The following is a 25,343-nucleotide window of genomic DNA, read 5'->3' as shown; positions in this document are numbered from 1 at the left end:
TCCGGCCCTGGCCCGTCCACAGTGACGACATGCGCCGCCTCCCATGCGCACATTGGACAGGCTGGGCGCCACCTCCCGGCCGCATGACACGCATCGGCAGCGCCACGCGCGGTTTGCTCCTGGGTAGGGCTCCAGGGGTTCCACACCAGCCGCGCGCATGTCGGCGACGGCCTGGTCCGTCGATACTGGTTTCTTCGGGGTGCGGCTGGCGTATCCGCAGGAACGGCAGCCGCAACTGCCGCGCCGAACAGACCGGAAGGTGGGAGTCACGATCGCGCCGCACCGTGTGCAGCGACAGAGCCAGGGGGAATTGCTCCGCCCCGGGTACGGTGCCAGAGGTTCGAGACCGGCGGCCCGCATCTGGGCTTCGGCCTCTTCCGGGCTACTCTGGGCGGCTCCCACCGGTCTCTCCTCACATGCTGCAATCGCCGAACCATACCCACCCGGCCCGTGCCCGCCCAGCGGCAGATGCCAAACCGCCCGCTGTCCATGACGGCCACCGTATGCGGGTGCACGGAACCACAGTTGGTCGTGCGGATCGAGGATCAGGAGTACCTGGCCATGCCGAACGCGGAGTTCGGCCCGGTGTCGGCGCGGTGCCGCTCCTGTGGCGGTCCATACCACCGCCTCTGGCGGCGGGTGTTCGCCCCACCTGTGTAGGAAACGGCCGTGCTGACCTGCTCGGCACCGCGTCGGTTCCTCCACCAGGAGGGCCGCCGTGGACCGGTCGTGTTCTCTTTGGCCGGTGCAGGGTGGGCCGGCTCGCGCGATGAACACGCCCCCGGACGCGGCTCCCGAAGCAGCCGAAGAGGACCGCCAGCGCCACGAGCCGCTGGACAGCGAGGGCGCTCGAAGCACGGGTGCGGCCGGATTGGGGCTGACATCTGTGCGCCCCATCTACCGCGATGGCCTCGCCTCGTGCTGCAGGGCCCCCGCAGCTGCCGCCCGCCCGGCCAACGGCCCCCGCCGTTCCAACAAAGGGAGGGGCTCAGGGATGGTTGTATGGCGGTGCCCGTTCCGAAAGCTGTGCCGCTGATGGGCCAGGGGTGCCGGAACAGGCGGGGCGAGATGGAGGCGAACCAGTGGCTGACCGGAGTTCCATTGAGTGGACTGAGGCAACCTGGAACCCAACGACCGGATGTGATCGCGTCTCGTCGGGGTGCGATAACTGCTACGCCCTGACTCTGGCGAAGAGGCTCAAGGCGATGGGCGCGGCCAAGTACCAGAACGACGGTGATTCGAGAACGTCCGGGCCGGGCTTCGATCTCACGGTCCACCCCGACGCGCTGGACATCCCCTACGGATGGAAGAGCCCGCGGACCGTGTTCGTGAACTCCATGTCGGACCTCTTCCACGCCCGGGTCCCGCTCGACTTCGTTCGCCGTGTTTTCGAGGTCATGGCCGACACCCCCCAGCACACCTACCAGGTGCTGACCAAGCGTGCCCGCCGCTTGCGGCAGGTCGCCGACCGGCTCGACTGGCCGGCCAACGTGTGGATGGGAGTGTCGGTGGAAACCGCGAAGGAGCTGCCGCGGGTGGACGATCTGCGGCAGGTGCCGGCCGCCGTTCGGTTCCTGTCCTGCGAGCCCCTGCTCGGTCCGCTCGACGGCCTGCGCCTGGAGGGCATCCACTGGGTGATCGCGGGAGGCGAGTCAGGGCCTAAGCACCGGCCCATGGATCCCGCCTGGGTCACGCAGATCCGTGACCAGTGCGTGGAGGAGAACGTGGCGTTCTTCTTCAAACAGTGGGGTGGCCACACGCCAAAGGCAGGAGGCCGGACTCTCGAAGGCCGGACCTGGGACGAAATGCCGCACCGCCAGATGCTGCTTCCGGCCGGCTAGGACGCTTCATCTGCCACGTCTTCCGGGGCGTAGAAGCGCACGGTGCACCCCTCCGGCCAAGCGGTGCGCGCACGGACCGGGTCGACGCGGAAGGCCAGCCCTTGCGCGGCCAGGTTGTCCAGGACCTGGCGCAGGTGCTTGTCCATGTGGTTCAGCCGGGCGGCCTCGCTGGAGAGGGCCTCCCAGCGCTGCTCCGTGCCAGCGTGGGCGCGCAGGGCGAGCTCCAGCCGGTCCACCACCGAAGCCGCATCAAAAAGGGACAGGGCATCAGCTGTGTCCGCCGAGGCGCCTTGCCCGCTGTAGGTGTCCAGCTTCCAGGTGACGGGGGCCCAGCACTTCAGGCCAGCTTCGCTGTGGGTAGCCAAGATCAGATGGTAGCGGGCACTCTGGTTGCTGATCTTGATGCCGAAGCTGCCGGTGAACAAGCCTTCGTCCCGGAGACCTTGCTGGTAGACGGTGGCGAACGCCTCCTTACGTACCCCGGCGCGCCGCTCAATCGTCACGTCACGCCAGTGATCCCCTCCGAAGTAGGCGGTCATCGTCTTGTCGAAGCCGTCGCGCTGACAGAAGCGGTGCAGTTCGTTCGTGAAGAGCGTGAACAGCACTTCGGCACGGGGGGTGGCGAGGCACTGCCTGATCAGAGAGAACGGTGCGCTCTTGAGGTCGAACGGGTCGATCAGCCAGAGGACGGGGGTCTCGCGACGGCCGCGGTGTGCGAGGACGGACAGGCGGCGCTGTTCCACCGCGAACGTGCCTGGCGGTTGCACGCTGATGTTGAGCTGGGGCGAGCGAGGCAGGAGCGCGAACTGCCGCTTCAGTTCATCCACCCGGTCGGGCCGTTCTTCGAGGCAGATCAGGTTGAGCCGATTGAACCTCCGGTGGGCAGAGTGCTCAAGGAAGGTCTTGGCCACGACGATCGATGAGCCGGGCGGACCGTCGTTGTAGACGCCGGGGCCTGCGAAGCCGTCCACGATGGTGGCCTCTGGGAACTTCTGGAGGATCTTCGCCATCCAGCACTGCAGGTAGTGTCGGTATACGAGGTGCTTGACCTGGGTATGCGGATCGCTCTTCCAGACGGTCCGCTCACGAAGTTCCTCCACTCGCCGCATGGCTCGCCCCCCTGATCCCCATTGATCGGACACCCAGCGTCATCGTTGGGGAGCCTGTTGTCTATAACGCCGGTTGGCCATCTCTCATCGCCGAGCGGCGTGCACACTGCCGGCGCTTCACCACCGGCATGGCCTCAAGCTCATTGCCGTCGACGACCCAGCGGATCTGCGGTGGGACCCCAGCCACTGAAGACGTAGCCCGGCTGCCAGGAGGCGCGGCACGGGTGGCCGTTTCCAATGGAAACGGTCCCGGTGCCAGGGAGCGAATTGTCAGTTGTCCGGTCAACGCCCGCGCCGCCGCTCTGCCCGGCATCCTGCCTTCCACCGACCGGCCCGCGGACGGGGGAAATTGGAACTCGGGTGTCGGTGCCACGCCGTAGCGTGCGCCCATGACGTTCACGTACATACCGCCGGTACCGGCGGAACAGATCCGGCAGCTGCCCACCCGGGACGTTGCGCTCCTTCTGCTGCAGCACCTCGCCAGCGGCACCGGTCTCCTGCAGTACGGAGGGACGGTGGGCTCGGCCCGCCAGGCGTTCCAGGACGAGCCGGACACAAACGCCCTCGTGGACCGCCTTTCCGATGCCTGGGCCTGGCTGGAGGCGCACGCGCTGCTGTCCCGGGTGCCCAGCCAGTCGGAAGCCTTCCGCCAGCTTTCCCGCGACGGCAGGGGCCTGGCGAAGGACCCGGAGGGCATCACGCGGTTCGAAGCCGGCCAGCGGTTGTCCGGCCCGCTCCACCCGGCCCTGGAAGCCACGGTGCGCACCAACTTCGACCTGGGTGACTACGAGACGGCGTGCTTCGCCGCGATGAAGGCGGTCGAGGTCGCCGTCCGGGATGCCTCCGGACTCGACAACTCCCTGGTCGGCGTGAAGCTGATGCGTGCAGCGTTCCAGCCGCACCAGAACGGGAAGGCCGGCGGCCCGCTCGCCGATGCCGGAGCCGAAGGTGGTGAGCAGGAGGCCGCTTCCGCGCTGTTCGCCGGTGCCATTGGCGCGTACAAGAACCCTGCCAGCCACCGCACGGTCGACTTCGACGATCCGATCGAGGCGGCCGAGATCATCCAGTTCGCCGACCTGCTGCTGCGTCAGGTCGAACGCGCCAAGCGCCGTCAGGCCGCAGCGACGCCGTAGCGGAGGCACAGGGCCGGGGTGATCCGAAAACGGCGGCCGACGCAGCGCGGTTCTGTGACCTACGGTCCGACCGCACCCACGGCATTCACGACAGCGTCACCTTCTGCTTCGCCTGTGCCGCGCCTTCCGGAGAGTAGGCGCCCGTGCGGGTACGGGTACGGGTACGTACCCGTACCCTAGAGGGATGGGAAGGAGCACAACGATGTCCGATGCCAACGTGAGAATCCCCGAGGAAGCCAAGGACCGCCTGGCCGCGATCGCGGCCGCAGAGGGTCTATCCCTGCGCGCCTACCTGGCCAGGCTGGCCGAGACGATGCTGACGCCGGCCGAGCGCGCCGAACGCGCCGAGAAGGCGCAGGCCGCGCTGCGGGCCTGGAACGGGTACGCGCCGACTCCGGCCGAGCAGAACGAGCTCGACGATGAGCTCGACCGCCGTCTTGCGCGGGTGCAGCGCCCGTGAGCGAAGCGATGCACATAGTACTGGACGAGACGGCAATGGCCGCGGCCGGGCAAGGCAACGTGCTGGCCTCCCGGCTGATCCACCGCGCGCACGCCGAGACCGGCTGGTTCCTCTACGCGCCCTCGTGCGCTCTCGTGGAATCCGACCGAGCGCGGCCTGGTACCGCTGAGCACCTGGCCGCCCTGCCCGGCATCACCGTCCTGGACCTGGACCTGCCTGCGGCGCTGGCGGTCGCCCAGCAGGAGACGTGGGCTGCCGCGCACAGCCAGCACGCGGCGCAGCCCACTGCGGACCGGCCCGACGGCGCGATCGTGGCCACCACCGTGCCGAAGCGCTGGGAGGGTCAGCCGGTACGGATCCTGGACCTCACTCCTTGACATCCTCCCCGCCCTAAAGGACGGGGATTCCCGCCTGGCTGCCGGTGGTGACCGGCTGGGCCTTCGGGTGGGTTCCTTCGGGTGGGTTCCCCGTTCAACGGGCCGTGCCTGGCATGGGATTTCCACTCCAGGACTTGCCTGCCCTCCAAGAGCGTTGCCGCTCTACCGCTCGGCGGTGCCGCCCTCGCCGTCCATCTCGTAGATCCGTTCTTGAAGCCGTTCACCGGCCCAGTCCAGCCCGACGCCCAGGTCGAACCAGTGCCGATCCTTGCGGCCTTCGGGTGGTGAGAGGTTCACCGCGGCCCAGGAGAAGACCCCGAGGAGGATGGAACGCCCGTGCTGCGTTGTGCGCACGGACAACGCAAACGGCGCGGCGAGTGCAGCGCGGGCGACCAAAATGACCTGTTGGTCCTCAGAATGTCGACGCCCACCTGTGAGAAATCGGGGCTCTTCGAGGATCTTGACCCACTCGACCACTGCGTCTGCCGCCTGGGCGCGCAGGGACTCTTCGATGCCCTTCCGGACGGCGGTCGCGGGATCATCTCCGAGCCAGCCAAGCCAGTGATCAGGATCAGTGAGCTTGCCGAAGTCGTCCTGTGGCACCCCGTGACGGGGATTCTCCTGGTACTCGCCTGTCAGTTTCCCGCTGCTATCCACCAGCCACGCGCCGCGGATTGCCTCGGGAGGTACGTAGCCGTTCGGGTCGTCGATGTACGTCGGGTCGATCTCGGCGACGCTGCCACCAGGATTTTTCGCAGCCGCAGCTAATAGCGCCGGCTCGTTCGGTATGCCCTTACCTCGGCTTCGCGAGCCAAAAAGCTTCACGTCCCACCCCCACCGTTGCCCGCCCCGTTGACCAGCATTGTGCCGCACCGGTCAGGACCGCATCTGGCCTGCGATGACGATGAAGGCCAGAGGGCGGGCCCGGCCGTGTCGCCGCCTGCGGTGTCCTCGGCCGGCTTGAGCTGGCCGAAGACACCGCCATCATCTGACTCGTACACGCCGTTCACCGATCCTGTCGGTGGGACGGCGTGAACAGGGGCTTGAGGAGGAAGCCTGTGACGCTGGTGCCAGCCACCATCGCAACGACGTCACGGATCACCAGGAGCAACACCGAAACGAGCAGCCCGGTGGCCAGGATCGCAGCGATGACAACAGCTGCTTTGGCCCAGTGCCGCGCCTTCGGGAGGGGCGCATGTGCGTGCCCATCGCACCGAAGGCCGCTGGCGGGGGTCTTGAGGTCAGTCGGACGACCGTGCGCGTCGGTCACCACATGACGTCTGTCAGTCATGGTGCCCCTCCTCAACTCGCCGTCGGATCGAATGAATGTGCTGATCACAACCGTCTGATGGGGGAGCATGACCAGACGAGGTCCGGCAGCAGTCCCGCACCGGACCAGTCCGGGACATGAAGCGGACCGCCGCCGGACCAGAGCTCTCGCTCTGCTGACTAGCCGTCGTCGCAGGACGACACTGGGTGCAGCGGAGCACGTACTCGTGACTCGGGAGGACCGGTGGCCGGCAACGCAGGCAAGGGAGATCCACGGACCACGCTGGAGTTCCTGTTGCGCCAGCAGCCGCGCACGTACGAAGAGATCGTCCGTGAATTCGGGCGTCTCGCCGACGAGCTGGGTGAGGACGTCACCCTCAGCGCTCGGCACTTACGTCGGCTGGCCAGTGGGGAACGGGCCAACACCACCCCAGTCATGCGTCGCGTTCTGCAGCAAATGTTCGGCAAACCGCTCGATGAGCTCCTTGCCCCGTGGGGCGGCGGACCTTTACCGGCGGCGGACGAATCCACGGGGCTGGTCCTGACTACAGGCCAGCCAACGGCGGACCGGGAGTTGATCGAGATGGCGGCACGACGCGCCAAGAGTTTCGCCCTTGCGGCAGGTCAGACGGAGTTGACGTCCAGCGTGATGGAACAGGTACACGCGGATGTCCAACGCCTGGCGACGGACTACCCGCAGCTGCCGTTGTCAGCGCTGCTGCCGGATCTGATCATGACGCAGGACACCGTGTTCACTCTGCTGGAGCATCAGCGACGTCCCGATCAGGCACGCCAGCTGTACTTCCTCGCCGGCGTCACGGGGGGTCTGCTCGCGAAGGCATCGCATGACCTTGCCGACCCGCACGCAGCGCTGACACAAGCACGGACGGCGTTCGTCTGTGCGGACAACGCCGACCACAACGGCCTTAGGGCGTGGATCCGCGGCATTCAGTCCTTGGTCTCCTACTGGGCTGGCCGGACACGCGAGTCCGTCCGTTACGCCCAGTCCGGCGCTGAATTCGGTGCGAGCAACACGTCCAGCGTGTGGCTGCCGATGAACGAGGCCCGGGCCTGGGCGGCACTCGGCAACGCGAACGCGGCTCGGGCCGCCATCGAGCGAGCAGAGAACGCCTGGGACAGCGTCCAGGTGGACGAGGTGGACGAGCTAGGCGGTCTTTGCAGCTTCGGCCGCACCCGGCAGATCTACTACGCGGCCGAAGCGCTGTCGTGGCTGCCGTCGCAGGCCGCGATCACAGGCGACTACGCCACACGCGCAGTGGAGGCATACGAGGACAACTCGTCTCCGGAGTGGGCCTTCGGGGACCAGGCCGGCTCGCACAGCGCTCTGGCCATCGCCCGCGTCCAGGCCGGGGAGCTGGAAGGCGCCGAAGAGGCCATCGCGCCGGTTCTTGAACTCGCTCCCGAACAGCGCATCAACGGGGTGATTCATTGCGTGGAGCGGGTGCACCGCGCCCTGCGGGACTCGCCGCTCGCCGACGCTGGCGCTGGTCTGCAGGAGCAGATCGAAATCTTCACGCGTACACCGCTCAAGTCCCTGCCCCGATAGGAGTCTCCGTTGCCGTATCCGATCCGCATCACCGGTGACAGCGTCGTACTGCGCGAGTTCTCCATGCGTGACGTCGATGACGTCTTGGAGATCATCGGCGATCACAAGGTCACCGCCTGGCTGTCATTCGACAGCCGCAGCCGGGATGAGGCCATCGCCATGATTGAAGGGGCGGTCGAGCGAGCCCAGCAGGAGCCGCGGACCGAGTACTACTTGGCGGTGACCAAACGCGGCGATGACAGAGTCATCGGATTCACACGGATCGGATTCGCCGGCGTCAAGGCTGGAAAGCTCGGCTACGCCGTTGCAGCAGAGGAATGGGGCCGCGGATACGCCACGGACGCGGCCCGCTCTCTGGTGGCCTACGCGTTCGGGGAGCTTGCACTCCATCGTGTCAGCGCGGCGATCGGTCCCGAGAACACGCCCTCGATCGCACTAGTGGAAAGGCTGGGATTCACCCGTGAGGGCGTGCTGCGTGATCACGTCTTCACTAACGGGGCCTGGCGCGACAGCGTGTTGTTCTCCGTTCTCGCGCACGAGTGGCCCGCTGATGGCGACCCGGTTCGTGCCGTGCGCGAGCGGGACGCTCACCGAAGAGCAGGTCGGTGAGCTGCAGCGTCGGATCCTCGCCACTGCCCGTCCGATGTGTTCACGGCGTTGCAGCGGTGCGAGCTGTCGAACCGGCATACGGGCGTTCCACACCACAGAGGTCGATTCCCTCTACGAGGGAGACAACTGGTCGAGTTGTGCGAGAACGTGGAGTTTGACCCTGCGATCCTGTTTTGCGAGGGCGTCTCGTACGACAAGCGGTACATCGCTGTTCCCGGCCCGACAGGTCGGGCCTGTGACCCGCTGGCTGCTGAAAGGAGACGTAGGTGGGTGACTGGATCCCCCGCGAGGAGTGGGTGAAGACGCAGCCCCAGGCGCTCGTGGCCTCGTGCGTCATGCTGCTGGATGACCATAACCGGATGCTTTTACTCCGTTACGGCTCCGGTCAGGAGGGCGCCAGCGGGACGTGGTGGCTGCCAGGCGGCATGGTCAATGAGGGCGAGAGCCCGTGGCCGGCGGCCCGCCGGGAGATCGGCGAGGAGACCGGCATCACTTTGGGCTCGGAACCTTGCCTCATCGGCATCGACCACAGGGCCAACGTTCTGGGCACCGGCCCCGTCGTGGACTACTTCTTCGCCGCAAGTCTCGCCGCTGGTCAGCAGATCCGGCTCAGCCCCGAACACGACCGGCACGCCTTCCACCACCCGGACAGCCTTCCGGATCTTCTCGCGGCGCACCGTCAGACGCTCATCGCGCTTCATGCCGCTGCCCTGTCCGGCCGCGCTGCTTACATGCAAGAGGGGATGCCCACATGAGCCGCATTCGCACAGCCGCGACCGGCCTGGTCGTCCGCGACGGCCACGTCCTGCTCGTCAAAGGGAACTGGCCTCAACCGGCTACCTGGCTGCCGCCCGGCGGCGGACAGAAGCTGGGCGAGCCTCTGCACCGCACTGTCGAACGGGAGGTGCTGGAGGAGACCGGGGTGACCGTTCGCGCCGGACAGTTGCTGTTCCTGCGCGAACACATTCCCGCCAATCACGAAGACGGCCCAAGCGCGTACGACCGTAACCACCGGGTTGATGCGCTGTTCTGGTGCGAGGTCGTATCGGAGCCGTCCAAGCTGGGCGGGAGCATCCCGGATCCGACCCACACCGGGGTCGAGTGGGTGCCGCTCGACAAGCTCGGCGGGCTGCGGATGATCCCCCTTTACCTGCGCGACCAGGTCACTAACGTCGTTGCCCAGGCCGCTGCCGGTACGTGGCAGACGATGTACCTGGGCGACATGGCCTGACCGGGCGCAGAGAAGTGCCCCGTCTCACCGAGCTGGTGGGACAGGGCGGGATATGTCGGTCGGCTGCAGTCATGTTCAGGACTCCGGCCGTCCGACGTCCTGCCGCGACGCCGGCGACCCACTGCCCGTCCGAGCCGGGCGGCCCTGCAACTGGCGCACCACCGGGGCGGTGCCGAGGCAGAAGGCCCGGCGCCGGGCCCGCTGGTAGGCACGCAGGATCGCCCTCAGCCCGCCCCGGGACTTCGGGGCGAGCTCCACCTCTGATGAGGCTCGTTTGAATTTCCCCACCAGGTGCTCACGAGTTCCCCAGACCTGCTCACCTTGATTCCCACCCAGGCGCGCTGACCTGCGGACGGGCGTCACTCGGAAGGGGCCGCCCGATAGCCAGCCAGGTCCAGGGGCGGGGCGGGACGCGCCGACAGTCCGGTGCCCGCGACGCGCGCTCCGCGCTCGGTGGTCCACACGACGGTGCCCGCCCACCGCATCCCCGCAGAGCAGTGCAGCAGCCCGGCCTCCGCCATCACCCGGATCCGCAGGCGCGCGGTCTCCAGTCTCCCGCCCCTGCACGCGTTGGCGGCCTGGTGCAGGGCAGCGTCGCCAGCGCAAGGAGCCGCTCATCCTCCTCCGTGCGCATCCAGCCGTCGCCCCAGGCCTCGCCGCTGCGGCGCACCCGTCGCCAGCGCTCCGCCCACATCCGGTACGCCCCCGCCGTGTACCTACCTTGGGTGGGAGACGGCGGCCGCGTCCTTGGAGTCGGTGGCGAGGGCCTCGACCTGTTCCACGGTGAGGCCGCCCAGTCGGCAGGGTTGCCGAGGGTCAAGCGGGCACCGGAGAGCATGATGGAAGGCCCGTCAGCGCGGGCCTTCCCGCGGGCGTCATTCCTCGGCGATACCGGTGTGTCCGAGTCCGTCGTCCAAGGTGATGCGGATGGTCTCCCCGGAGCCGGTGGCGCCAGCGAGTTCGGCGGCGATCCGGTTGTAGGCGGTGGTGGCCAGAGCCCAGTCGGCTTCCAGAACGGTGGCGGTGGTCCGGGTGTTCCACAGCTCGATGAGCACAGCGATGAGCGAGCGCCCGGAGAGAGCGGCCTGGATGCGGCCCTCCTTGACGTCCTCCACGGCGGGCGGGGTACGGAAGTGGCCGTGGTCGACGGCCAGAGCGGAGAGGAACTCCCAGGTGTCACGGTGCAGGACGAGTTCGGCCGAGGCGACGCCGGCGGCCTTCAGCAGCAGGACTCCGTGGGCGACCTTAGGGTCCTCGGGCTCCGATCCGGGCGTCTGCCTGGAGGCGGAAGGCGCGGGTGCGGCCCCGGTGCCGGCGCCGCGGTAGGCGGTCTCGATGGCGTGCTTCAGACCGTCCTCCGCCCCCTCGCTCCCGGTCGCTTTCTGTGGATCCTGGCCCTGGTTGTGCTCCATGTTGTCCCCCTGGTCCTCACGGTCGGGCACGGTCTGCCACATGGGCGGTTCGGTGATGTCCTCGTCGCCGTTCTGCCCGGTCTCGACTGCACAGGTCTGCGGTGGGTCTGCCTGCTGCGGGGCGGCAGCCGGGGCTATGGCGAAGCCGCGAAGGAGATCGGCGAGCTCGCGTAGCTGCTGTATCTCCTCCCGTGTTTCCTCCCGGCTTTCCTGCAGGTCAGCGATCATCTTGTCCTGACGGCGGCGCAGCTCCCGGTTCTCTTCACGCAGCCCGGTGACACCGTTCTGCACGACTTCCTGGATCTTCATGCGGGCCTGCGAGAGTTCGCCGTGCAGCGCGGGGAGACCCACCGTCGGGTCGTCCAAGCGCTCCAGTTGCTTGCGTGCCTCCCTCAGTTCCCCCATCGCTTCATCGAACGCCTGTGTCCACCTCACGTGACTCCTTGACTACGTTCCGTTATGGCCGCTCGTATCTCCCCATAAGCAGCTGAGCCGACACGGCGCTTTCCAGCCCTTCCTGGACGTCGATGGGCTACTGACTCCAACTGTCTGATCGCGGTCACGAGCAGGCCGCCCCGCACAAGGAGCCAGCCAGGCGGGCCAGGACGGAGGCTGCTTGGAAGGCCAATCGGCCGCGCCGGGAACAGCCGGTCCGGCCAGCACGCATCGACCGGCCGCCCGGCCCCAGGACCTGCGGCTGCACCGCGAACTCGCCGCGCTGGTGGCCTTCTCGCGGGTGTCCTTGGGGCTGCGGGCCCGTTCGACGCTGGCGCGCAGGGCCTCCAAGTGGGCGGGGGCGGTCCTGACGCCGTAGTGCGCTCGGGGGAGGGGCCGGGGCAGGTTAGTGCGCCCTGTGTGCGCCGGGTGATGCGCCCTGGCTCTCAAACTGGCGCACTCTGTGATCCGAGTCACGTGAACCACGGTTAACGCTGGTCGGTGCATATGACGAAAGCGGACGCGAATGTTCCACCAAGAACGCATGTCCGTCGGTTAACCCGAGCGCCCGTTCGTGCCGGTGAGTACATGCGAGAGCACACAGCGTTCTCCTCCGGGCCGCAATGGCGCGGCCCAGAGTCTCACCTGAACACGTAAGGAGGGTCAGTGGGGCACGAGATGTCCCGGTACACGCCGAAGCCCGGCGCCTACCGGATGACCGCCGCGGGACCGGACGCCGAGATGCGCCCGATAGCCCGCACCGCCTCGCGGGCCAGGGCAGCACGCACCGCCGCGCCGCGCACCGATGTGCGGCACGTAACCTCCCAGCCGCGCCTGGGAGTCCACAAGCCGGCCGCCGGGCCGCCGAATGATCAGGAGGGAGAGCGGTGAACGATTCGTCGTGGGAGTACGAGCTGACCAAGCCCGACCCGGCTGATTTTCCCGCCGCCTTCGAGGGCTTCTTCGCCCAACACAGGAGCGGCTTCCTCCGGCTCGCCGGATCCCGGCTGCGCAACCGCCAGGACGCGGAGGACGCCGTCATGGAGGCGGCCTACAAGATGTTCCGGAAGTGGGAGCGGATCATGGCCCACCAGAACCCGAGGGCAATGGCGTACCTGATCCTGCACAACCACCTCATCGACTTCTACCGGCGCCGGGCCCGGATGGCCGGGCGCGACGAAGCCGCCCGCCAGCACGCCCCCGTCGCCTCCGACTTCGCCGACCTGGGTGCATTCGCGAAGCTCGACGAAGCCCTGGAAACGCTGGAGAAGACCGCGCCCATGCAGGCCAACAGCGTGCGCCTGCGCCACCTCGCAGACCTCTCCTACGAAGACGTCGCGCTGTGCCTGGAGATCACGCCGGGCGCGGCGAAGACGAACGTGTCCCTCGGCTTGGCGAAGCTGAAGGACCTCATGAACATCCCTGACGCGGGGAAAGGGGATTCCTGATGTTGGAAGAGATGCTCAAGGCCCAGGCCCAAGCTCTCCACGACGAATACGACGACCACGACACCACCGGCTTCCTTCGCCGCCTGGCCGACCACATCAACGAGGAGGCACAGCGTCCGCCCCGCGTCCGGATGGCCAACCAGCCCTACGACGCCGCGGCTGAGCCCGAAGGGCCGGCGGCCGCGCCTCCGTCGCGGGCGCAGGTGATGGCTCCCGCGCAGGGGCCGGAGGCGAGGACCAGGGCGCAGAGCTTTGTCCGGCCCCGCGGCCGCCGTCCGATGCGGCGGCGGCCGACCCCGATTGCCCCGCTCGACCCCAGCGTCAGCCCGGCCGCCGTGATCGACTACGTCCGCAGGCTCTGCGAAGTGGTCCTCGCCTCCAAGGACGTCGAGCGCCTGGAGAGCTTCGACGAGGACTACGACCAGGCCGGCGCACGCACGTACGCGTGCCTGCTCTACACACTCGGCCAGCACACCGGCGCGTTGTACTGGTGGAGGTTCGCGGCCGGCGCGGGCGACGCGCTCGCGGCTCATCTCCTCGCCTCCCACCACGCCGCGGTCGGACTGGCCCCCGACGCACGGGTCTGGCGCGCCTTCGCCCAGATGCTCGGCTTCAGCAACGAACACCACGTGCCCACGCCCGTGCACACCGAGACCATGCTCGCCGAGCACTTCGCGGTCCGCGTGCCATGGGACCAGGAGCGGCAGTCCTTCTTCCGCGGTCTCCCCCGGGACCTCGCCACCCGCTGACCACTTCCGCAGGCCGCTGACGGCCCGTGATGCCCCCGGCTCCACCAAGGAGTCCGGGGTAGCACGGGCCCAATCAGGAGGCTTGCGCGCCTTGCCCTACCAGTCGTAGCGGCCCAATTCAACCGTTCTCCCACGGTAAACCCGCTGGTCAGAACCCTTGAATTCAAATTCTCGTCAACGTGGAAGCCCCACAGGACTTGCGGTTCTAAGTACCGCCTCCTGCACGGTGTGCCCATCGAGCTCCCGCCCTCGGTACGAAGCGGCGCCAGCTCCCGCTCCACGCCATCGCGTGCGACCACACATGCCCGAATCCGAAGGACCACCCACCCATGTCTCAGCCGACTTCCACCCCGCCGCAGGACCCCGCTCCCGTCCCGCAGCAGCCGACGCCGCCAGCCTCAGGCGGCGGCGCGACAGCGGCGCTCCTGCCCCTCCTGGTCCTGGTCTTCGTCCTCCTCGTACTCGTCATCGGCGCCGGCCTTCTCTACGTAACCGCCGCGCACCCCTCGCTCGCCATTCCGCTGACCGTCGCCGCCGCGGGCGTCACGATCGTCTTCACCATCGCCGGGGTCCTCGTCGCGGTCATGGCCTCCAGGAGGTGACCTCGGTGCGCCGCGCCCCGCCCGGATTCCCCCGGCGGGGCGGCTCCCACCCTGAGAGGCGCGGGCCCGCCACCTCCGGGGTTTCGGAGATGGCGGGCCCATGGGTCAGACAGCTGGAGTCAGCTGGCGTTTCCCAGGGGGGTGGCGAGGCCGGGGGCGTGCCAGCGTTGGTTGTTGCCGTAGGTGCAGTCGAACAGTTCGAGTTGGTTGCCGTTGTCGGTGCGGGCGTACGGCAGGTCGAGGCAGCGGCCGGAGTGCGGGTTGTAGAAGCCGCCGGTTGCGGTGGGGAGCCACTGCTGGTTGTAGGCGCCGGTGGCGCAGGTCCACAGCAGGATCGGGGTGCCGTTGGTCGTGCCGCCGCCTGAGATGTCTACGCACTTTCCGCCGATGCGAAGTTCACCGTCTGCCGTGATGGCGAATCTCTGAGCAGGGTCGTCGTTGGTGGTGCTGCAGTCCCAGATCTGGATGCGGTTACCGTCGATGCTGTTGCCGAAGTTGTTGTCTGCGCACTTTGCGGAGTTCAGCGCGGAGACGAGCTTGGTGCCGTTTGCGGTGGGGACGGTGGAGTGGTTGTAGACGGAAACGTTGCTGATACCGCCTTCGAAGAAGGAGGACGTCTTGCTCGCCCTCTTGTAGCGGCCCATGACCAGGGGGCCGGTGGCATTCCATGCGTTGGCCTTGGCGTGGTGGCCAGTGCCGGCCAGGGTGCCGTTGACGTAGAGGGCAATCAGGCCGGTCCGGTCGTCGTACGTGGCGGTGAGCTGGATCCATGCATTGAGTTGGACCTTGGCGGCGTCGTTCATGACTAGGGTCTGGTCGTAATCCCAGCCGTCGTCGTCCCGCTTGGACATTCCAAACCGCCAGGTGCCGTCCCCGTCGTGCCAGAGCATGAACCCGCTGGCGTGCGCTCCGTCCTGGCTGAGAACGACGCCGGTGGGTTTGTTGGACTTGGCCCAGGCGGAGACGGTGAAGCTTCGGGTGGTGTCGACGGCAGGGCCGGCGGCGGTGACGGTTCCGGTGGTTCCGTTGAGGGCGACGACGTCGGTGGTGGTGCCCGCGACGGTGTCGTCCTTGACCCGGGTGGCGCCGGTGGCGCTGAGGGCCGCGTTGTTGCGGCGGCGGAGGTCGATGGCGGTGTTGCCGGTGGCCTCGTTCAGTTTCCAGTGCGCGGTGGAGATGCGGGCGTCGCCCATGGTGTGGCCGGTGTTGAATCCGGTGACCTTGCCGGAGGTGGCGACGCCGTTCCAGGTGCGCAGCCGGTGGAGGCTGTCCAGGGCCCACAGGTCGGGGATGCCGTCGGCGCTGGTGTCGCCGGAGGTGCCGATGACAGGGTAGGTGGTTGCGTTGACGCCTGAGCTGATCTTGGTGCGCTTGGTGTGGTCGCCGAGGGCTGCGGGGTTTCCGGCGACGTTGGCGTACTGGTAGACGTCGCCGGTGGTGTTGTCGCGGGCCCAGAGGTCGGGGAGGCTGTCGCCGGTGGCGTCACCGGGGGCGATGAGGGTGAGGTTGTCCCAGCCTGTGGGGCTAAGGACGAGCACGAGAGGGTCGCGCAGTTCGCCAGTCGTGCCGGTGCCCTGGAACAACATCAGTGCGCTGCTCGTGCCGTCGTTCTCTACGGTGATCAGATCATTGCGAGGGGTGACGCCGCCTGCTTCCGGTAGTGCGTCGCCGACGGCGAGGATCTGCTTGACCCGTGCCCAGGTTCCCGCGTACTCGGCGCCACAGGGCTGGCCTGTGGCGGCGACGCGGCAATCCCCTGCGTCGGGCCGTGTGACGCCCTCGCCCCGATTGGCCTTGCTGTAGTAGAGGCCGCCGTAGGCTTCGAGGCCGCCCTCGGTAAGGGAGTTGCGGTAGAGCCACAGGTTGCCGTCGCGGTAGGCCCATAGGTCGTCGATGCGGATGCCGTTGCCGCCGCGGTGGGTGACGAGGGTGCCGTTGCCCCAGCTCTTGCCGTCGGGGCTGTTGGCTGCGTTGGAGGCGAGCATGCCGCCGGCTGCGGGGTCGATGGCGGTCGGGTAGACGATGAGGTCGCCGTTGGCAGCGGGGGCGATGAAGTCGACGCGTTCGTCGCCGGTGATGTCGCCGAGTGTGGTCTTCGCGTTCGGGTTGTCGGGGACGTAGAAGGTGTAGGTCTGCTGCTGAGAGCGGTTGCCGGCGCGGTCCACGGACTGGACGCGCAGGATGTTGGTGCCCCAGGTCGTCGGAGTCAGCGGGATGGTGGCGCTGCCGTCGGCGGCCGCGTCGACGCGGTTGGCACCACCGACCGGGATGGTCGAGTTGAAGGCCCACTCGTAGTACAGGACTCCGCTGATGGAGTCTGCGGCCTTCACCGTAAAGGTACCGGGCTGGCCGATGTGCTTGGTGGAGCCGGGCAGGGTACCCGACGGCGGATACTCGGCGGAGGTGACGACCGGGATGGACGGGAGCTGGGTGTCCATGCTGAACATGCAGCCGTTTACCCAGTTGGAGGTCATGTCGCCGTCACCGCCCTGGACCTGCCACCAGTAGGTGTGGCCGTCGGAGAGGTTGTTCGGCAACGCGGCTGCCCAGTGGGTGCCGTTTGCTTGGTTCCCCCACCCGCTGTCGTAGGCCACGGCGCCGTTGACGTCGTGGACCAGGAACCGGGCGTCGTTGGACTGTCCGTCCGGATCACCGATCCACGCGTCAATGCGCAGCCCGGCATAGCCCGTGGCGCCGACCCAGCCGCAGCCGTTGCCGTTCGCGTTCTTCGGCTCCGGGCTCATGCCAAGGGACCACGGGTCATACGGCGGCCGGTTGTACTCGATGTACAGGAAGGGCAGGTCGTTCTTGTCGCGGGTGAACCGCTTGAAGGAGTTGTTGCTGCTGCTCTTGGATTCGTTGGAGGCGAAGAGGCCGTAGGTGAGGCTGCCGCGCCATTCGTTCGCGGCGAGGTGTGCGCGTACGTCCCACTCACCGCGCGTGGTGGCGTCGGGGCAGCCGGGGCCGCCCGCGCTGTTGAGGGAGGTGGTGCGCAGGATCTCCCAGTCCCGGGGCTGGGTGTTCCAGGTGATGTTGGAGAGCAGCGGTTCGGTGGAGTGCAGGTCTACGTTGTAGGTGTTGCTGCAGGTGGCGTCGGCGGCGTCCGACTGGGTCGCGAAGAAGGATGCCTTCTTGATGCTCTTGTCGCGCAGGTCGCTGGTGTCGAGCTGTACGTAGTAGCGCTCCAGGCCTGTCCTGGTGCGCCAGCGTTGGTAGCCGACGCCGGGGTCGTAGGTGTCGCTGTAGTCGTCGTAGCTGACGGTGGTGGGGTAGCCCTCCTGTACCCAGGCCCAGTGCTGGGTGCCGCGGCTGGTGGGCTGCCATGCCGGGTCGATGTAGACCGGGTAGGTGGTGGCGGGGTCGGCCATGAAGGCCTGGTCCGGGGTGAGGGCGAGGGAGTCCTTGCCGAGGTCGGTCTGGAGCCGGGTGACCTTGGCGGAGTCGCCCGGGCCGGCGCTGTCCGAGGCGGACTTGACCGGTTCGTCGTCCGCAATCTGGGCTGCGGTCGCCGCCTCGGAGAACGCGGCGGCGTTCGACGGTTCGGCGAGGGGAGTTTGGACGGGGCGGGTGGAGTCCCACATGGTGGGGGTCGGAGCTTGGAAGACCGTACGGCCCGAGGCATCGGTGGCCTTCAGGTTGCCGTTGCCGTCAGCGGAGACGGTGACGCCCTGGCCCTTCAGGCCGGTGGTCAGCTTGGCGAGTTTCGGGTGCTTCGCGGCCGCGGCGGACTTGACGACGAGGATCTGTGAGATGCCACCGCCCTCATCGGCCGTGACCTTGAGGTCGGTGCCCGGGACCACCTCGCGATAGACGGCGCTGGCGCCCTCCAGCACGGGTGCGGGAAGTGGTTCCGGCCAGCTCAGCACGAGCTGTTTGCCGTCTTGGTCCAGCGTGGCAAGCGGCGCGGTGCCGCCCCCGGACAGGGTCAGGCCGCTCACCGAGGCCTTCGGGCTGAGCGTGCCGTCGGCCGCCTTGACGAGGGTGGCGTCCAGCTCGGCCCACTTGCCGTCGCGTTTGGTGCGCAACGGGGCGACGCTGCGGGTCAGGCCCAGTGTGCCGTTCGGGTTGGCCATCACCGTGTCGGTCTCGGTCGTCCCTGCCGGCACGGGCACGGGCTTCCCGGTGCGCTTGGCCTCCGCGAGCGCGGTGTCCTCCGCCCGCTCCCGTTCGGTCGTCGGCCGCTCCGGCGGCGTCTGAGCGGCCGGTGCCGCCGGCTTGTCGACTGCCGAGGCGGTCGGCGCCGCGCCGACGGATGTGACGGACAGGGCAAGTGCGACCAGCCCGGCCAGCGCGACCGGCCGACGGGCCGGTCGCATTCTTCGTAACATTCCCCCCACGGGAACTCCCCAGTGTGATCGTTTCCGACAACTGGGCGTGAACGCTAACAGCCCATCCGATCGGGCGGCCTGTGATCAGAATTCGGAACTCGATATTCCTGGGAACTATTTCGCAGGATCGTGATAAATCGATCGACGCGATCCGGCCATCGCGTAAGCGAACTGTCGGGTTTCAGGCAATCTTCGGAACCTTGCAGGTCGGGCCGAGATGTCTTGTCCGGATTGGTTCATGTATTGCGGACGGCCAACAGGCTAGGCTCTCAGGCCAATTGATCCACTCGGCGACCGTGGGGGGAATGCCGTGTCGGCACCAACGGCTGGACTTCGAGCGATGAGAAGAAACTCGAAGATCAAACAGCGCATCGCAGTTCCAGTGTTAGTGGCACTCTCGCTGCTCGTCGGCTCGGGAACTGCCCAAGCCGCGCAGTGGCAGCCAAAAGATCAACGCCGCTGGTCACCGGGCGTATTAAAGAAGACCGAGTCGGTCTCCGGGAAGAACGCTCCGAAGATCGATCCGAAGACCCTTAAGGGCGACGGGGCAACATCCTGGCGCCCGAAGGACGTGTACTGGCCGCCTGCTTCTCAGGCCGAGGTGGATCTTGGTGCTACGGCGCCCGCTGCTCCGCGCGGTTCGCTTCTCACCGCGCCCGCACCTTCCGGTGTCCCAGCGGCTCCCGCCGCCGATCCGAGCCGCGCGGGCACCGCTCCCGTCTGGGTGAGCCCCGCGTCGGCCAAGGACGCTCCGCGCACCGGCAAGGCTGCCGTGCAGCTCACGGACAGAGCTGCCGCCGAGAAGGCCGGCATCCAGGGCCTGCTGCTCACGGTCCGCCCGGCCGGGGATGTGGTGAAGGCCGGCCCGGTCAAGGTCTCGGTGGACGTCTCGCACATCGCGGGTGCTTTCGGTGGCGACTGGCTCCACCGGACCCACCTGGTCAGGCTGCCGGAATGCGCCCTGACCACCCCCGAGCACGCTGAGTGCCGCACGCAGACACCCGTCACCACCGCCAGGGACGGCGACCGGGCCGGGCTGCTCAGCGCGGAAGTACCCCTCAAGGGCGGCTCCGCAGGCGAGAGTCTGCGTACGAGCGAAGCTTCCACTGCTTCGGATGGGGCTACGGTGCTCGGCGTGACGGCCGCGCCAGGCGGCCCCGCCGGAACCTACGCCGCCACCAGCCTGGCACCTTCGGGCAAGTGGTCCAGCGGCGGGAACGCCGGCGGCTTCTCCTGGTCGTACCCGATTGCCGTACCGGATGCACTGGGCGGTACCAAACCCACCATCGACCTCTCGTACAGTTCTCAGGCAGTGGACGGCCGCACCGCGGCCACGAACAACCAGGCCTCATGGATCGGCGAGGGCTGGGACTACTCGCCCGGCTTCGTTGAGCGAACCTTCAAGCCCTGTGCCAAGGACGGCCAGGCCGACTCGAGCGAACAGTGCCTGGCCGGGCACAACGCGACGGTCTCCCTGAACGGCAAGTCCTCGACGCTCGTCCGCGACGACACCTCCGGCACCTGGAGGCTCGAGAACGACGACGCCTCGAAGGTCGAGAAACTGACCGGGGCGACCAACGGCGACAACAACGGCGAGTACTGGAAGATCACCACCCCGGACGGGACCCAGCATTACTTCGGCGTCGGCCGCAAGCCCGGCAGCGCCACCGCACCCGCCACCAACTCCGCGTGGACGACTCCTGTCTACGGCAACAACGCGGGCGAGGAGTGCAACAAGCCGACCTTCGCCGCGTCCTGGTGCCAGCAGGCCTGGCGCTGGAACCTCGACTTCGTCGTCGACTCCCGCGGCGGAATGACCACCCACTCGTACGCCACCGAGACCAACCATTACAAGCTCGGTGTCTCCGCTGCGACCCCGCAGGGCACGCTCACCCCGTACATCCGAGGCGGCAACCTCGAGAAGATCACCTACGGCTCGAAGCTGACGGACGCCGACACGTTCAAGCCGACCGCGCAGGTCGTCTTCGGCGTCGAGGAGCGCTGCCTTCCAGTGAAGGACGTCTTCGACTGCGCGCCGGCCAAGCTGACCGCGGCCAACGCCACCAAGTGGCCTGACGTCCCCTTCGACCAGAAGTGTGCGACCACCGGAACCTGCGAGAACTACTCCGCCACCTTCTGGACCACCAAACGCCTCACCAAGATCACCACGCAGGTCCTCGACAGCGCCGGCGGTTACGCCAACGTCGACTCCTACGAGCTCAAGCACCAGTTCCCGCCCACCAGCGACAACACCGCACCCTCCCTCTGGCTGGCCTCGCTCCTGCACACTGGCCACGACGGCGCGACCACGCTCCCCACCAACCCGGTCGTCTTCTACGGCAAGCCGCTGAACAACCGCGTCGACTCCAGCGTCGACAACCGCCCCGCGATGAACAAGTACCGTGTCGTCAAGATCGAATCCGAGACCGGTCAGGTCACCGACGTCGGCTACGCGGACCCGGACTGCGCGCCGGGCGCCGGGCTTCCATCCTCGAAGGACGGGAACACCACGCGCTGCTACCCGGCCTACTGGAACCCGGACAACAAGAGCCCGCTCGACCCGACCCTGGACTGGTTCCACAAGTACGTCGTCACCCGCGTCACCGAGCTCGACAACTTCAGCGGCTCACGTCCACAGGAAGTCCGCTACGAGTACGTCGGCGGCGCAGCCTGGCACCGTGACGACGAGGAACTGACCGAGGACAAGCGCCGCACCTGGAACCAGTTCCGCGGCTACGAACAGGTCATCACCCGCGCCGGCACCGCCCCCGACCCCATCTCCAAGCGCACGACCTTCTACCTGCGCGGCATGGACGGCGACATCAAGGCCGACGCCAGCAAGCGCACCGCCACCTTCACCGGCCTCGCCGGCAACACGATCAAAGACGCCGACCCGCTCGCCGGCACCGTCCGAGAGACCCAGACCTTCGCCTCCGACGGCGGCGAACTCGTTGCCATCTCCGAGAACGAACCCTGGCTCTCCAAGGTCACCTCGACCCACAGCCGTGGCACCAAACTCCCCGCGCTCACCGCCCAGATGCAGCGCGACGGCTCCTCCCGTGAGAAGAAGCTGCGCGCCGACAAGACCTGGCAAACCACCTCCGAGACCGTCAAGTACGACGACACCTACGGCATGCAGGAGTGGACCCGGGACCAGGCAGACGGGCTTCCCGACACCTGCACCAAAACCTCCTACACCCGCAACACCGCCGCCTGGATGATCGACCGCGTCTCCGAGACTATCCAGATCCAAAGCAGCGACTGCGCGACCACAGCAACCGAGGCGAACACCCTCAGCCGTAACCGCACGTCCTACGACGGACAGACCCACGGCACCCTGAACGGCCCCGGCCAGGTCACCAGTACCGAAGAACTCGACCGCTTCGAAGCCGGCCAGCCCAAGTACACAGTCAACTCGACCCGCGCCTACGACGCCTACGGGCGCGTCATCAGCAGCATCGACGCGGTAGGCGCCAAGACCACGACGGCCTACGAACCCTCCGCACAGGCACGCGCCACCACCATCAAGGTCACCAACGCCAAGAACTGGACGACCACCACCACCCTGCACCCTCTGCGCGGGACACCGGTCAAAACGGTGGACCAAAACAACCGCACCACCGAAGCGGAATACGACGCGCTGGGCCGCACAACCCGCGTCTGGCAGCCAGGCCGCGCCCGCAGCGACAGCGCCAGCAAGGTATTCACCTACGACCTCACCAACACCGGCACCAGCTCCGTCACCACCCAGACACTCCGCGCCAGCGGGCTGTACGCCACCTCCATCAGCATCCTCGACGGACTCGGACAGAAGGTACAACTTCAGGAAGACCCGAAGATCGAGGCGGAGGGCCGCCGTCTGATCACGGACACCTGGTTCGACAGCCATGGACGTGCCGTCAAGACCAACAACACCTACGTCAACGCGGACTCCGCCCCAGTGAAGACCCGGTTCATCGCCGACGAGAACATGGTGCCCGCAACAAACACCACGCTGCACGACGGACTCGGACGCACGGTCGCCAACGTGTTCTCCTCCAAAGCGCAGGAACAGTGGCGCACCATCACCGCCTACCCCGGAGTCGACCGCACCGACACCACCCCGCCCAAGGGCGACAGCGCGACCTCCGTTCTCACCGACGCCCAAGGCCGCACCGTCGAGCGGCGCAAGTACAAGAGCCCCACGCCCACAGGGGAGTACGACACCACCCGCTACGCCTACAACACCGACGGCAAGCTGACCCGGATCACCGACCCGGCCGGCAACATCTGGACATACGACTACGACCTCCACGGGCGACAGATCCGCTCGGTGGACCCGGACAAGGGCACGTCCACGGTCACATACGACGCCGCCGACCGGCCCGCGTCCACCACGGACGCCCGCGGCACGACGGTCTTCACCAGCTACGACACCCTCGGCCGCCCGACGTCCCGCAACCAGAACACGGTCGACGGACCCGAACTGGCGACCTACGAGTACGACACCCTGCTCCCCGGCCAGCCGACCGCCTCGACCACCTGGGTGGACGGCAAGCCCTGGCGCCGGGAGACCACCAGCTACGACATCGGCTACCGGCCCACCGGCACCAAGCTGACCGTCCCGGAAGGCGAAGGAGCACTCACCGGCACCTACGCCGCCAGCACCACCTATAACACCATCACGGGACTGGAGTACCAAACCAACCTGCCTGCAGCCGGCGGCCTGCCGTTCGAGAGGCTCAGGACCAGCCGCTTCGCCAGTGGCCTGCCCCGTTCCTACGGCTCGGACAACGTCAACTACGTCAACTACGTCAACTACGACGAACTCGGCCAGGTCCGACGCACAACCTTCGGCGACGACCCCAAGCAGGCGAGCTTCACAAACACGCTCGACCCGGCCACCGGCCGGCTGCTGAGCACCGAGTTCAAGAAGCAGGACGCGTCCACCGCAGTCGACATCACCGACTACACCTACACCCAGGCCGGCGACGTCACCTCCGTCACCAACACCCAGGGCGCCACCCGCGACACCCAGTGCTTCACCTACGACTACCTCCGCCGCCTGGGCGAGGCCTGGACCGACACCGGAACCACCACCACCCAGCCAGGCCCGTCAGTCCCAGGCATCGGCAACTGCACCAACCTCACGCCCCAGCCTGGGAAGATCGGAGGCCCGGCGCCGTACCGCCAGTCCTTCACGTACGACGTGACCGGCAATCGGACCTCCTCCACGGACCACGACCCGGCTGGTGACGCCGCCAAGACCGTCACCACCACCCACACCTACCCGGCCCCGGGCTCCCCGCGCCCCCACGCCCCGACCTCCACCACCAACAAGACGGGCAGCGCACCGGAAGTCACGAGCGCCATCACGTACGACGACACGGGCAACACACTCACCCGTCCCAACGCCCCGGGATCAACACAGACCCTGACCTGGACCCCTGAGGGCAAACTCGCCTCAGCCACCACCCCAGCGGGCACCTCCACATACGCCTACGACGCGGCCGGCAACCGCCTGCTCCGCAAGGACCCCGGCAAGACCACCCTCTACCTCGGCTCGACCGAGCTCACCCTCAACACCACGGCCAACACCGTCACCGGCACCCGCTACTACTCCACCCCCGGCGGCACCACCATCGTCCGGACCTCCGACGGCAAGCTCACCTACGTCGCCGCCGACCACCACAACACCGGCACCACCGCCATCGACGCCACCACCCTCCAAGTCCAGCGCCGCACCACCAAGCCGTTCGGCGAGGACCGCGGCACGGCACCAGCAGCCTGGCCCGGCGAACGCGGCTTCGTTGGAGGAACCCAGGACAAGACCACGGGCCTTACCCACCTCGGCGCACGCGAGTACGATTCTGTCCTCGGACGATTCCTCTCCGTAGACCCGCTGATGATCGTGGACGACCCCCGCCAGCACAACGCCTACCAGTACGCAAACAACAGCCCCCTCACCGAATCCGACCCGACCGGCAAAGCCATCGAAGAGTGCGCTAGTGGCATGTACACCTGCACCAACGCTGGCACCAAGCCCACCGGATACGGAAAGAACTATGAACGAGAAGTCAACAACAGCCGCGGAACACTCGCCCCTGAGTACGTAAAGCAGAAAAATCGCAACAAGGCCCCCCGGCACTTCTGTGACGGCTGCACCACGATGCCGCCCCGGGCGCCGAAGGGTCTGGTCGCGCCGTCCGGCGGGCAGGACGTCTTGTGGTCGGAGACCTTTTGGGTGCGAAACGCGTACTACACCGACTACACCACGGCGGGAATGCTGGACGTAGCGCCAAACGATACGGACGTTACCTTCGCGTACAGCGAGCAGGCGATGTATGCGGCGGCGGAGCAGTTCGCGGACAAGATCGGCTGGTCCGCTGGGGTATCGGCGACGATCGGGGCGGGCTTCGACCTAAAGGTTGCCGAAGTAAAGGCGGAAGTGTCGGCCACTCTGGGCATCAACGGAGATTACACCTGGACGAACATAGATACGAAGACTCGCAGCACGACGTTGACCAAGACGGTTCCCATGAAGGTGAAGGGCGGGGAGCACTACGGGCTGTCGCCCCACGGCGTGATCGACACGTACACAACCACCTACCACCACGCGGACGGGCGGACAAGTACCAAGACCTGGGGCGCCTTCGACCTCACTTCGTGGACTCCAGTCACCTACTCGGAGATCCCGATTAACCGGGTGGCCCTCAATGCGACCGTCCTCAAGACAGGGAGCACACCATTCTGACCACCGGCCTGAGGCATCCCGCGATTCGGTGGGCGGTGGG

At 67.5% G+C, this 25,343-nt stretch carries 20 protein-coding genes; 14 read left to right on the top strand and 6 right to left on the bottom strand.

All coding sequences use genetic code 11. From position 1 onward, the window contains the following. The first annotated feature begins 1,082 nt into the window (after nt 1-1,082). Nucleotides 1,083-1,841, top strand: a complete 759-nt coding sequence (locus OG625_RS39405; RefSeq protein ID WP_329391602.1) for a DUF5131 family protein — start codon at nt 1,083-1,085, stop codon at nt 1,839-1,841. Here the strand turns inward: OG625_RS39405 and tcmP are convergent. Beyond that, on the bottom strand, nt 1,838-2,950 hold the full coding sequence (gene tcmP, locus OG625_RS39400; RefSeq protein WP_329391469.1) for a three-Cys-motif partner protein TcmP: 1,113 nt from the start codon (nt 2,948-2,950) through the stop codon (nt 1,838-1,840). The genes OG625_RS39405 and tcmP overlap by 4 nt on opposite strands. A gap of 389 nt (nt 2,951-3,339) precedes the next feature. Here tcmP and OG625_RS39395 point away from each other — a divergent pair, with 389 nt between their 5' ends. From OG625_RS39395 to OG625_RS39385, 3 genes are all read left to right on the top strand, one after another. Beyond that, nucleotides 3,340-4,083 carry a TIGR02391 family protein gene (locus tag OG625_RS39395; protein WP_329391467.1) on the top strand — a complete coding sequence of 248 codons (744 nt, stop codon included), beginning with the start codon at nt 3,340-3,342 and terminating at the stop codon, nt 4,081-4,083. 202 nt (nt 4,084-4,285) lie between these two features. Then, the gene (locus tag OG625_RS39390) at nt 4,286-4,543 is read left to right on the top strand and encodes a hypothetical protein (protein ID WP_329391465.1); all 258 of its coding nucleotides are present in this window, start codon (nt 4,286-4,288) and stop codon (nt 4,541-4,543) included. A gap of 8 nt (nt 4,544-4,551) precedes the next feature. Next, the gene (locus OG625_RS39385) at nt 4,552-4,920 is read left to right on the top strand and encodes a hypothetical protein (RefSeq protein WP_329391463.1); all 369 of its coding nucleotides are present in this window, start codon (nt 4,552-4,554) and stop codon (nt 4,918-4,920) included. 162 nt (nt 4,921-5,082) lie between these two features. On the opposite strand, the gene OG625_RS39380 is transcribed toward OG625_RS39385, so the two are convergent. Continuing rightward, nucleotides 5,083-5,745, bottom strand: coding sequence for a hypothetical protein (locus tag OG625_RS39380; protein ID WP_329391460.1), 663 nt, complete (start codon nt 5,743-5,745; stop codon nt 5,083-5,085). A gap of 181 nt (nt 5,746-5,926) precedes the next feature. After that, nucleotides 5,927-6,211 (bottom strand): hypothetical protein, encoded by a 285-nt coding sequence (locus tag OG625_RS39375; protein ID WP_329391459.1) that lies wholly within the window; start codon nt 6,209-6,211, stop codon nt 5,927-5,929. Nucleotides 6,212-6,433: 222 nt separating this feature from the next. Here OG625_RS39375 and OG625_RS39370 point away from each other — a divergent pair, with 222 nt between their 5' ends. From OG625_RS39370 to OG625_RS39355, 4 genes are all read left to right on the top strand, one after another. Then, nucleotides 6,434-7,756 carry a hypothetical protein gene (locus tag OG625_RS39370; RefSeq protein ID WP_329391457.1) on the top strand — a complete coding sequence of 441 codons (1,323 nt, stop codon included), beginning with the start codon at nt 6,434-6,436 and terminating at the stop codon, nt 7,754-7,756. Between the two features lie 9 nt (nt 7,757-7,765). After that, nucleotides 7,766-8,365 carry a GNAT family N-acetyltransferase gene (locus OG625_RS39365; RefSeq protein ID WP_329391454.1) on the top strand — a complete coding sequence of 200 codons (600 nt, stop codon included), beginning with the start codon at nt 7,766-7,768 and terminating at the stop codon, nt 8,363-8,365. 266 nt (nt 8,366-8,631) lie between these two features. Beyond that, nucleotides 8,632-9,120: an NUDIX hydrolase gene (locus OG625_RS39360; RefSeq protein ID WP_329391451.1), complete on the top strand. Its 489-nt coding sequence runs from the start codon at nt 8,632-8,634 to the stop codon at nt 9,118-9,120. Continuing rightward, nucleotides 9,117-9,596 (top strand): NUDIX domain-containing protein, encoded by a 480-nt coding sequence (locus OG625_RS39355; protein ID WP_329391449.1) that lies wholly within the window; start codon nt 9,117-9,119, stop codon nt 9,594-9,596. The genes OG625_RS39360 and OG625_RS39355 overlap by 4 nt, the downstream gene beginning before the upstream one ends. 359 nt (nt 9,597-9,955) lie before the next feature. Here OG625_RS39355 and OG625_RS39350 read toward each other — a convergent pair whose 3' ends face one another. Next, nucleotides 9,956-10,117, bottom strand: a complete 162-nt coding sequence (locus OG625_RS39350; protein ID WP_329391447.1) for a hypothetical protein — start codon at nt 10,115-10,117, stop codon at nt 9,956-9,958. A gap of 354 nt (nt 10,118-10,471) precedes the next feature. Next, entirely contained in the window at nt 10,472-11,413 is a 942-nt protein-coding gene (locus OG625_RS39345; protein WP_329391445.1) for a hypothetical protein, read from the bottom strand. Nucleotides 11,414-11,624: 211 nt separating this feature from the next. On the opposite strand from OG625_RS39345, the gene OG625_RS39340 reads away from it, so the two are divergent. From OG625_RS39340 to OG625_RS39320, 5 genes are all read left to right on the top strand, one after another. Beyond that, nucleotides 11,625-11,822, top strand: coding sequence for a hypothetical protein (locus OG625_RS39340; RefSeq protein WP_329391443.1), 198 nt, complete (start codon nt 11,625-11,627; stop codon nt 11,820-11,822). 287 nt (nt 11,823-12,109) lie between these two features. Further along, nucleotides 12,110-12,334 (top strand): hypothetical protein, encoded by a 225-nt coding sequence (locus OG625_RS39335; protein WP_329391441.1) that lies wholly within the window; start codon nt 12,110-12,112, stop codon nt 12,332-12,334. Then, nucleotides 12,331-12,891 carry an RNA polymerase sigma factor gene (locus OG625_RS39330; protein WP_329391439.1) on the top strand — a complete coding sequence of 187 codons (561 nt, stop codon included), beginning with the start codon at nt 12,331-12,333 and terminating at the stop codon, nt 12,889-12,891. Before OG625_RS39335 ends, OG625_RS39330 begins: the two co-directional genes overlap by 4 nt. Continuing rightward, nucleotides 12,891-13,640 (top strand): hypothetical protein, encoded by a 750-nt coding sequence (locus tag OG625_RS39325; protein ID WP_329391437.1) that lies wholly within the window; start codon nt 12,891-12,893, stop codon nt 13,638-13,640. Before OG625_RS39330 ends, OG625_RS39325 begins: the two co-directional genes overlap by 1 nt. A gap of 329 nt (nt 13,641-13,969) precedes the next feature. Next, a complete protein-coding gene (locus tag OG625_RS39320; RefSeq protein WP_329391435.1) occupies nt 13,970-14,242 on the top strand; it encodes a hypothetical protein in 273 nt (90 codons plus the stop codon). A 119-nt stretch (nt 14,243-14,361) separates the two neighbouring features. Here the strand turns inward: OG625_RS39320 and OG625_RS39315 are convergent, their stop codons facing one another. After that, nucleotides 14,362-18,558 carry a ricin-type beta-trefoil lectin domain protein gene (locus OG625_RS39315; RefSeq protein ID WP_329391433.1) on the bottom strand — a complete coding sequence of 1,399 codons (4,197 nt, stop codon included), beginning with the start codon at nt 18,556-18,558 and terminating at the stop codon, nt 14,362-14,364. Nucleotides 18,559-19,294: 736 nt separating this feature from the next. Between OG625_RS39315 and OG625_RS39310 the strand changes: the two genes are divergently transcribed. Further along, nucleotides 19,295-25,303: an RHS repeat-associated core domain-containing protein gene (locus OG625_RS39310; protein ID WP_329391431.1), complete on the top strand. Its 6,009-nt coding sequence runs from the start codon at nt 19,295-19,297 to the stop codon at nt 25,301-25,303. The last annotated feature ends 40 nt before the right edge of the window (nt 25,304-25,343 follow it).

This window comes from Streptomyces sp. NBC_01351, from assembly GCF_036237315.1.
Classification (GTDB): Bacteria; Actinomycetota; Actinomycetes; order Streptomycetales; family Streptomycetaceae; genus Streptomyces.
The sequence above is the reverse complement of the archived record's forward strand: the minus strand, read 5'-3'. Positions and strand labels throughout refer to the sequence as shown.

Bases quoted from the DNA above. Each gene is read 5' to 3' on its own strand.
- tcmP (WP_329391469.1), bottom strand. From the start codon at position 2,950: ATGCGGCGAGTGGAGGAACTTCGTGAGCGGACCGTCTGGAAGAGCGAT.
- OG625_RS39395 (WP_329391467.1), top strand. From the start codon at position 3,340: ATGACGTTCACGTACATACCGCCGGTACCGGCGGAACAGATCCGGCAG.
- OG625_RS39390 (WP_329391465.1), top strand. From the start codon at position 4,286: ATGTCCGATGCCAACGTGAGAATCCCCGAGGAAGCCAAGGACCGCCTG.
- OG625_RS39385 (WP_329391463.1), top strand. From the start codon at position 4,552: ATGCACATAGTACTGGACGAGACGGCAATGGCCGCGGCCGGGCAAGGC.
- OG625_RS39375 (WP_329391459.1), bottom strand. From the start codon at position 6,211: ATGACTGACAGACGTCATGTGGTGACCGACGCGCACGGTCGTCCGACT.
- OG625_RS39355 (WP_329391449.1), top strand. From the start codon at position 9,117: ATGAGCCGCATTCGCACAGCCGCGACCGGCCTGGTCGTCCGCGACGGC.
- OG625_RS39350 (WP_329391447.1), bottom strand. From the start codon at position 10,117: ATGGCGGAGGCCGGGCTGCTGCACTGCTCTGCGGGGATGCGGTGGGCG.
- OG625_RS39345 (WP_329391445.1), bottom strand. From the start codon at position 11,413: ATGGGGGAACTGAGGGAGGCACGCAAGCAACTGGAGCGCTTGGACGAC.
- OG625_RS39325 (WP_329391437.1), top strand. From the start codon at position 12,891: ATGTTGGAAGAGATGCTCAAGGCCCAGGCCCAAGCTCTCCACGACGAA.
- OG625_RS39320 (WP_329391435.1), top strand. From the start codon at position 13,970: ATGTCTCAGCCGACTTCCACCCCGCCGCAGGACCCCGCTCCCGTCCCG.
- OG625_RS39315 (WP_329391433.1), bottom strand. From the start codon at position 18,558: ATGCGACCGGCCCGTCGGCCGGTCGCGCTGGCCGGGCTGGTCGCACTT.